Source organism: Roseateles sp., assembly GCF_049240545.1.
In the GTDB taxonomy this organism is placed as follows: domain Bacteria; phylum Pseudomonadota; class Gammaproteobacteria; order Burkholderiales; family Burkholderiaceae_C; genus Paucibacter_A.
Map to the genome: position 1 here is coordinate 88,935 of NZ_JBMLSK010000137.1, position 8,919 is coordinate 97,853.

9 protein-coding genes are annotated in these 8,919 nt (G+C 57.6%); all 9 read right to left on the reverse strand.

Going from position 1 to position 8,919, the window contains the following annotated elements; genetic code table 11:
* Nucleotides 1-975 (reverse strand): glycosyltransferase, encoded by a 975-nt coding sequence (locus tag ACOVRJ_RS09215; protein ID WP_422043553.1) that lies wholly within the window; start codon nt 973-975, stop codon nt 1-3.
* A 14-nt stretch (nt 976-989) separates the two neighbouring features.
* Nucleotides 990-1,952 (reverse strand): glycosyltransferase family 2 protein, encoded by a 963-nt coding sequence (locus ACOVRJ_RS09220; protein ID WP_422043554.1) that lies wholly within the window; start codon nt 1,950-1,952, stop codon nt 990-992.
* A gap of 147 nt (nt 1,953-2,099) precedes the next feature.
* Nucleotides 2,100-3,494 carry an O-unit flippase-like protein gene (gene wzx, locus ACOVRJ_RS09225; RefSeq protein WP_422043555.1) on the reverse strand — a complete coding sequence of 465 codons (1,395 nt, stop codon included), beginning with the start codon at nt 3,492-3,494 and terminating at the stop codon, nt 2,100-2,102.
* 34 nt (nt 3,495-3,528) lie between these two features.
* The gene (locus ACOVRJ_RS09230; RefSeq protein WP_422043556.1) at nt 3,529-4,809 is read right to left on the reverse strand and encodes a protoporphyrinogen/coproporphyrinogen oxidase; all 1,281 of its coding nucleotides are present in this window, start codon (nt 4,807-4,809) and stop codon (nt 3,529-3,531) included.
* On the reverse strand, nt 4,806-5,672 hold the full coding sequence (locus tag ACOVRJ_RS09235; protein WP_422043557.1) for an SDR family oxidoreductase: 867 nt from the start codon (nt 5,670-5,672) through the stop codon (nt 4,806-4,808). Before ACOVRJ_RS09235 ends, ACOVRJ_RS09230 begins: the two co-directional genes overlap by 4 nt.
* Nucleotides 5,669-6,079: a dTDP-4-dehydrorhamnose 3,5-epimerase gene (locus ACOVRJ_RS09240; RefSeq protein WP_422043558.1), complete on the reverse strand. Its 411-nt coding sequence runs from the start codon at nt 6,077-6,079 to the stop codon at nt 5,669-5,671. Before ACOVRJ_RS09240 ends, ACOVRJ_RS09235 begins: the two co-directional genes overlap by 4 nt.
* A gap of 11 nt (nt 6,080-6,090) precedes the next feature.
* Entirely contained in the window at nt 6,091-7,191 is a 1,101-nt protein-coding gene (gene rfbG, locus ACOVRJ_RS09245) for a CDP-glucose 4,6-dehydratase (RefSeq protein WP_422043559.1), read from the reverse strand.
* Between the two features lie 108 nt (nt 7,192-7,299).
* On the reverse strand, nt 7,300-8,073 hold the full coding sequence (rfbF, locus tag ACOVRJ_RS09250; protein WP_422043560.1) for a glucose-1-phosphate cytidylyltransferase: 774 nt from the start codon (nt 8,071-8,073) through the stop codon (nt 7,300-7,302).
* Nucleotides 8,074-8,143: 70 nt separating this feature from the next.
* Nucleotides 8,144-8,919 (reverse strand): GDP-mannose 4,6-dehydratase (locus ACOVRJ_RS09255; protein WP_422043561.1); only part of this gene is annotated, 776 nt, incomplete at its 5' end.

The following is an 8,919-nucleotide window of genomic DNA, read 5'->3' on the forward strand; positions in this document are numbered from 1 at the left end:
CTAGTTGTCGGACCGTGAGATGCGGATTGAACTTAGGAAAGCTGCTTTGTAGTAGTTGGCCCGCATTTTTGGTGTGGCATTGAGAGAAAATGAACGGATCGACCATAGCACGGTTAACGTGGCATAAACAAAAACTCTCAATAGTGGGTGGTACAGCAAGGATCGAAGCCGAAAACTATTGTAGTTTTGTATTTTTGCTAGGTCGGCTTCAAGTGCATCGAGAACTGGTTTGGCTGCGCCGAAACCAGTGTGCATGGCTTGCAAACGTTCGTTCGTGAAACGAATTGGATCGATCGCATGGGTCAGAGTCAAAGAGTCGTCGTAATATCCATGCCAACCCTCAAGTGCGAGTCGATAGCAAATCTCACTATCATCGCCAGCGAGTTGCTTCCCCCCAATGCGCCCGAGGCATTTAAAATTGTTAATGTTGTAAAGGATCTTTTTGATTGCCTCGGTGCGCACGCACAAGCCCGCACCCCAAAGTAGCGGAGTGGTTGAATTTAGTTGGCCGTTGTGTTCGTATTGGCGCCCAACAGCATATGAAAGTAGTAATTTTGGAGTGATCCAGCTCGGTGCTTTTAGATTAAGTGGAAGGCGACTTGCTCCGCCAAAATATCCTACGCCTGGGTGCATATTGAAAATCTCAATAGCGCGGGCAACATAGTCGGCATCGAGTAAATTGTCATCATCTACAAAGCAGCATAATGTACCTTTGGCCGCAAGTACACCTGATTGTCTCGCGTAGAGTAAACCTGGCTTCTGTTCAGTGACAACAGCGATTGTTCTGCAAAATTGACTGGCTATCGTTTTGGCTCTAGTAACGGTGGAGTCTGAGCAGTTGTTGTCAACAACGATTACTTCGACATTGGTGCTGACGCTTTGGTTAAATATTGATTTCAAAGCTTCGTCAATTCTTTTTTCCGAATTGTGGCAGCAGACAATTATGCTGACCATGGTCGAGGCATTGGAGGTCATTGATTATTTGTGTCCTAGTTGTGAGGGTGCAAGTATTTGATCGATTTTCGTATCAATTCCAGTGGTAGTGTGATTAGGCGGGACCTTGAAAGGATTCGTGCACATTTGAGTCTCCAATCCATTTGGATGTCGATGAGGGGAATTCCGTGTGCAGATGCTAAGCGGAACCAAAAAGCCATGCTTAGTATGTAGGTCGCCGTAGACGCTTTAGGTGCAACCCGAAGTAGTCTTAACTTTATCTCATTGGATTGCTGAATAATTTTCCACAACGTGTCCTCTTTAAAGGTTTGACTATCGGTGGTTCGGTAGTAGGCTAAAGTCCGGTTGAGTCGCCCGGAGCGCACGTTGGTCGCACAACGTGCGTAGGTTACATAATCGGCGCATGGGTAGGCTGCCGGGTCGAATCCGCCTGTGGCCGCTAGAGCCTCCTTTAGGATTAACAGCCCTGGAGCTGGGGTAGGATTGCCGAAGATAAGATCGTCAACTGTTAGAATTTCGATGTCATCGGTATCGCGTGTGCGTCGTAAAATTTCAGGTTTGAAATTCGATGAACCAACCTTGACCCTGCAGACTGCGAAGTCGTAGCCCTGCATAACCAAGCGTAGCATTGCTGAAACAAACCCCGGTGCCAACCAATCGTCGTCGTGCAGTAGTGTGATCCACTTCCCTCGAGCTAGTGCGATGCATTGATTCCAATTTCCAAGCATGCCGACATTGGAATCATTGATGTAGTAGCGGACAGCATGTGTACTGGTATTTAGGTCAACCGAAGATAGAGCTTTGGCCTCGCTCGCTGGATCGTTATCGACAACAATGATTTCAATCGGTAGCGTGGTGTCTTGCTGCAATGCACTGGTTAGTGCTTCTACTAGCATCGCTTCTCGACGATAGGTCGGTATGGCGATTGTTAGGATTGGATCATTCGTGCCTGCTTTGTCGAGGACGCGGCGTGCAGGGCTAGGGTGGTCAACGAGCATGTTAAGTGTGGAGGGTCAGGTGACGGCGGGTGGTAACATACTGTTGTCTCGACTTCGAGGGGTCAGGCAACGTCGTAAAAAATCTCGTGTTGTCTCTGTTTAGTGAATAGTGAATTCATTATTGCTTTTGAAATCAGCCTTCGGAAGCTACTGGGGTGACGTCTTGCCCCGGATCTTGCGTATACCTAGTGCGATTAGCTCGGTCCATCCGACCTCTAGGTCCTTGCGAGCCTCACGCGGCCACTTCCAATTGTTGTAGGATAGTTGGACCAAACCCTGGGCGGCAATTAAACCAGCAACTTCGAATCTTTTGACTAGCAGTATGCTGCAGGCGCAGATGAGGACGCCGGAGATCAGTCCTGCCTTCAGAAAGGGTACTTGGTTCCGTGTGGTTAGATATCCAGCTGCAAGGCTGTGATTTAGTTCGAGCATCATGATTGCGGCGAATAGAACCAATAGCGGCGTTGAGATTAGCGGAGTATTGCTGCCAATTAGGTGGAGTACCAATTCTCCGCCAGCCACTAAGATGGTTGCACCGGCCAGGAACGTAACCCAGGTCACGACCAATACTTCGCCATATATTTCGCGTAATTCATCCAGATCCTTTTTGGCTTGAGCTGCCGCGAGCCGCGGCATGCGCACCTGCAGTATGACGGCAGCGACGCCGCTGAGCGTCATCATTAGGGTCACGGTCATGCCGAAGCTGGCGGCTGCGCTGATGCCGAGGAAGCTGGAGGCTACCAGCACGTTGGCACGCTGGATCAGGAACGCGCCGATCTGCACTGCGCCCAAGCGACTGGCGTTGTGCCAGAGTAGCTTGACTGTCAGACGCACGCTGCCGGTCTCCCCGCAGCCCGCGCCGGTCTCGCCGCGCCGGAAGAAGTGCAGCGCGACCAGACGTCCGAAGACGCAGGCGACGAAGGTCGCGGCTCCCAGGCCCAGAAGTCCGCCGCCTAAGGCCAAAGCCGTCCCGCCGCAGATCAGCATGCTCGCCCGGTTGATGATCACGACTTGGTTGGCTGCGGCCACGTCTCCACGGCCTTGCATGAGGCCGTTGACGTAGCCGAAATAGAAATTCAGCATGTAGCCGGCTGCGAAGAACCACCAGGCGCAGAGTACCGTGAACAGGTCCTGTCGCGGCGAGACCACCGACATGACGTAAGCGCTGCCGCCAACCAACAGGACCAGCCCGCTGACCGCCGCCACGCCGCGATAAATCGCCCGGGAAGCCCTGACGAGATCCGCTAGTAGGTGGGCGTCCATTTGTTCGCCGCCATGGACTTCCGTCGGCACGCCGTGTTCAGTCAGCGCGCGGGCGCCCGCGAAGACGTAGGCCGTGTTCCGGGCTATGGTCGGCTGAAAGCCGAACTCGAGCAGCTGCGCCAGACTAGAAAGTGTGATGAAGACGAACCAAATCCCGACGTCGTCCGTGGGCAGGTAGCGCAACACAGCCGGGAGCAGGAGAAGGCCCGCGCCGATGTTCAATGCTTGCGCCAGATAGCCCCAGGCGACGTCTCGCCGATGGGTGTGCGTGCGCATCATGCGGTTCTGATCGAATCGAGGTGTGGCTTGGCGCTCATGCGGCGTCGTCTAGAGAGTGATAGCCGCTCAGGAAGCTCTGGTTGCTCCAGAGATAGTCCCAGCGGCCGAATCGTCCGCAGGAGCGGATCTCGACCTGTTCGCACCAGGCTAGCACCTTGTCGCGGCGGGCTTCCATGCCCAGATCGAAAATCACGTTGCCGTAGGGCAGTCGGCGGTGATCCGTGAACAGGATGTCGCTATCTTTAGCTATGCCTAGTCGCTTGATCGTCAGTCGGGTGTTCGCGACGACTTCTTCTGGCGTGTGGGCCGACTCGGTCCCGCGGGCGTAGATCTCAAATTGGAGCGAACTGCAACCCGCTGGCGCGTTTTCCGGGGACTTGACAGACGGCGAGTAGGCTCGACTGGCCAGAAACTCCCCGTCGTAGATGTAGAACCAAAGGTCCTTAACAAGCGGCTTGTTGAAGGCGACGGAGACCAAGTCCAGCGAGGTAGCGCGCAGCATCCCAGCGCTTTCGCGCACCGACTCGGGGACATCAGTGCACAAGGTCGCCAGCACCGGCAGCGGCAACGAGCTTACCAGCAGGTCGTAGCTCACCTGCCGGCCGTTGTCGAAGCTCAACACCTTTTGGGTGGTATCGATGGTTTGGATGCGGTGATTGAGGCGGATGTTTGAGGCGTCGATCAGTGGCTGGATGAACGCTTTGAAGCCGCCGCGTTCGGGGTACCGCATTTCCTTGGTGTAGTAGTAGTTCGGAGTCTCGTCCGTGAAGGCACCATGCAGGATCTCGTCGAGTTCGGCTCGCCGCATGCGATTGCCGACCCAGGTGGTGGATAGATCGCAGGCGGGAGTGTCCCAGTATTTGCGCGTGTAACGGATAGGATAGCGATTGGCGATTGCGTCGCCGTACTGGTGGCGTAGCCAGCTTTCGTAGTCGGCCTCTCCCAGCGCAGCCGGCCGGTCAAGGAATGACTTGACCAGTGCCACCTTCTCGTCTGCGGGCAGCGGGTATAGGTTGTTCTGCACCGGATGCTTGAGCCAGCGACCGGACTCATGGCATTTCGCGTCCGCTGGATGTGTGAGGTAGGGCGCGCGATCGAAGACTTCCCGCACTTCCGGCTCGCTGGCGAAGCTCAGGTGCACCGCGTGATCGAAGCGGAACCCGTCAAGTGTGAAGTTGTCCAACAGTCCCCCGGCGCTGGATCTCGCTTCGAAGACGACGACGTCGGTCAGCCCCAGTTGATTCGCACGATGGGCGGCACCCAGGCCGGCGATGCCCGCGCCGAGGATGGCCACGTGCACATGCTCGATGCTCATGTGAGTTCTCCTGCGAGGCTGTCGATGTAGTCGGCCAGACTGTCCTGCCAGCGCGGCATGGGCTCGAAGCCCAGTTGGGTCATTCGCCAGTTGGATGCTGCCTCGTTGTCAGATACGCGTGCCCGACGGTTGAAGCTGGCCGCGGTAGCCGGCTCGACCTCGACGGGCAGGCCACTGAGACGCACGATCTCTCGAACGTAGTCGAAGCGGGAAGCACTGCCTTCGTTCACGCAGTTGAAGATGCCTGCGTTACCCGATGCGATCAGCGCGAGGACGCGCTCGACGACGTCGCGGGTGAAGGTGGGCGACCCCACCTGCTGCTGGTTGGATCTTAGAGTCGTGGCGCAGGCTTGCGCACGGCGGGCATCCTCGATACGTCGTGCGACGAAGTTCTTCGGATTGGCCACTGCGCCGCCGAAGAGCCACCCCGTTCGAATCACCAGATTGCAAGGCGCGCGGCCCAGCACCGCGATCTCGCCCAGCCTCTTGGCCCGGTGATGATGCGTGGTGGGATTGGTGTCGTGGTACTCCGCATAAGGCAGGGACTCGGCGCTGCCGTACACCCCGGTGCTTGAGAAATAGACCATCGGAACCGCAGCCAGACGTGTGGCGTCCGCGAGCAATTCCGTCAGCGCTAGGTTGTCGCGGTAACAGGCGTCGAAGTCGGCTTCGCACAACTCGACGTTGGTGTTGGCAGCTGCGTGAAGGAGCCAATCAGCTCCCGCCAGCAGCCGTGCGCTTGCGTGCGCATCTCCGCCCAGCGCTGTGCGGGCGATGACCGATACCTCGTGTCCCTGAGCGGTCAGTGCGTCGCCGAACGCTGAGCCGAGCAGGCCACGTGCCCCAGTGATCGCGATTCTCATGCGTCGCCCTTGGCCAAGGGAAAAGCCTCGATCGGAAGGTTGATAGCTTCTTCCGGGTCGTGCGCTAGGCTGGCCAGGTTCAGAACGAGGTTGAGCCCCTGACCCAGCCCGGTGAATGCCACCCAGTAGCCAGCCGGGACGGTCAAGCGGACGTAGCGAGAGTCGCCCGCGACATGGCGGATGGTCTCGCCTTCGTCGCTCGCACGCAGGTGGAAGGCGACCTCGCCAACTGGCACCACCAGATTCATCTGCATCCGGGTGTGCTGCTTCCAACCTTTGGTCTCGCCCTGAATGACTGTAGTGAAATAGGCTTCGCCGAACCCGGCGAAGCCAGCGTCGGTGGCCTTCATTGCGTGGTAGATGCAGCCCTTGGGGTGCTCGATGCGTCGTAGCGGCGTGACGATCACCGGGGAAAGCGTTAGCGCGCCCACACCAAGCTCCGTTCGGTGGCGAAAGCTTCGTATTGCTCGATCTGGGCGACCGTTAGGCCGAACATGTCCGCCTTGGTCTTGTAGAACTGGTAGTACCACTCGCTGACGAACTTCACGCACTCGTGGTACCCCAGGTTGGATTCCCACTTCAGATGAAACAGGGCCTTGTCGCAAGTGAGTTTAAGCAGCCCTGCCTCGTGAAAGGGGATATCTGCCGTCACGCGATACGCTTCATTTGGGTTAGCGAACTGCCAATGAACGCTCAAATCGCTCAACAAGTCCAGCACGGTGCGGTTTTGCTCTGATCGCGGCCCGAAATTGAAGGACTCGCCACGTAGTGCTTGGGACGAGGTCAATGTGGCGCCAAGGGTCAGGTAGCCGCTCAGTGGCTCCAAGACATGCTGCCAGGGGCGAGTCGCACGGGGGCTGCGGATCTCTACCGGTTGGCCCTCGGACCAATTGCGCATGCAGTCGACCACGATGCGGTCCTTTGCCCAGTCGCCACCGCCAATCACGTTGCCGGCGCGGCCGGTGGCCAGGCGCACCGGATGGTCCTCACGGTTGAAGAAGGAGTGGAAGTAGGAGTGGAAGATGATTTCTGCCGCACCCTTGGAGCCGCTGTAGATGTCCTTGCCGCCGAGGTGGTCGGTCTCCTTGTAGCCCCATGGCCATTCCACGTTCTCGTAGCACTTGTCTGAGGTAACGATCACCGCGACGCAGTCATGCTCGATCTCACGCAGCGCTTCAAGCACGTTGGCCGTTCCAAGGACGTTGGTGGTGATAGTGTCGATCGGCTGTGCGTAGGAGGTCGAGACGATGGCCTGGGCGGCGAGGTGGAAGACGAAGTCGGGCTTGGCGTCCATCAATGCCTGACGCAAGCGCTGCAGATCGCGGATGTCGCCGACCTGGTGATCGATACGATCACCCAAGCCGCTGGTGTCGAAGAGGGAGGGGCTTGTCGGCACGCAGTCCGAGAAGCCCGTCACCTGTGCCCCGAGCTTGAGTAGCCAGATGGTGAGCCACGAACCTTTGAAGCCGGTGTGGCCGGTGATGAAGACCCTCTTGCCCTGATAGACGTTTCCGAACATTGAACAATCTCCTGCCTGAATGGATCCGGCCTCGAGGCAGGCCGGTGTTGGGTATTTTCCGTGATGCTGAAGACGGCCGTGGCCGATGACCGGGGTTGCCCGGGATGTTCAGTCCCAGAGCTTCCACGGAGCATTGCCGGATGCCCACAACGACTCGAGCAGGTGCTTGTCGCGTAGCGTGTCCATCGGCTGCCAGAAGCCGGTGTGCTCGTAGGCCATGAGTTGACCGCTCTCGGCCAGCGCGATTAGGGGCTCCTGCTCCCAGGTCGTGGCATCGCTCTCAATGTGCCGTAGTACCGACGGGGACAGCACGAAGAAGCCCCCGTTGATCATGGCGCCGTCGCCCTTGGGTTTCTCCTTGAAACTCATCACCTGCTGCTGGCGGATGTCCAGCGCGCCGAAACGACCCGGTGGGTAAGTGGCGGTCAGTGTCGCAGCCTTCCCGTGCGACTTGTGAAACGCTATGGTGGCGCTAATGTCAATATCTCCGATGCCGTCGCCATAGGTGAAACAGAAGGCATCTTCGTCCCTGACGTAATCCGCAACGCGGCGCAGACGCCCTCCCGTCATTGAGTCGTCCCCGGTGTCAACTAGCGTGATTTTCCATGGCTCGGCGCGCTTTTGATGTACTTCCATCCGGTTGCTGCGCATATCAAAAGTTATGTCAGACATGTGCAGGAAATAGTTGGCGAAATACTCCTTGATCACATAGCCCTTATAGCCACAGCAGATCACGAACTCGTTGACGCCGTGGTGGGAGTACATTTTCAGAATGTGCCAGAGGATAGGCTTCCCGCCAATCTCTACCATTGGCTTAGGGCGCGTCGCTGTCTCTTCGCTAAGGCGGGTACCCAGCCCACCTGCCAGAATCACTGCTTTCATTGAGAGGTCCTCAGTAGTTCCATGTAGGCGTTTGCGTCCGCCAGTGCAAGTTTTGGTAAATCTCGCGCGTTTATTCGTGGTAGTCGTAAGCCTTGAATCCGGCCATTTTGACCAAGCTGTCACGGCGGGCGGAGGTGTAGTCGGACTCCACCATTTCGGCCACCAACTCACGCAAGGAGGTGGTGGGCACCCAGCCGAGTTTTTCTTTGGCCTTGGTGGGGTCGCCCAGCAAGGTTTCCACTTCGGTGGGGCGGTAGTAGCGCGGGTCGACCTTGACGATCACATCGCCGACCTTGCACTTGGCCTTGTCGCCGGTGACCGCGACCACGGTACCAATCTCGTGCTCGCCCTCGCCCGTGAAGGCGAGCGTGATGCCCAACTCAGCGGCTGCGAACTCGACGAACTGGCGCACGCTGTATTGCACGCCGGTGGCGATGACGAAGTCTTCGGCCACTTCCTGCTGCAACATCATCCATTGCATCAGCACGTAGTCGCGGGCATGGCCCCAGTCGCGCAGCGCGCTCATATTGCCGAGGTACAGGCAGTCTTGCAGGCCCAAAGCAATGCGGGCCACGGCGCGGGTGATCTTGCGGGTGACGAAGGTTTCGCCTCGCAGCGGGCTTTCGTGGTTGAACAAGATGCCGTTGCAAGCGTAGATGCCGTAGGCCTCGCGGTAGTTCACCGTGATCCAGTAGGCGTACATCTTGGCCACGGCGTAGGGGCTGCGTGGGTAGAAGGGCGTGGTTTCCTTTTGCGGGATTTCTTGCACCAGGCCGTAAAGCTCGGAGGTGGAGGCTTGGTAGAAGCGGGTCTTCTTTTCCAGGCCCAGGATGCGGATGGCTTCCA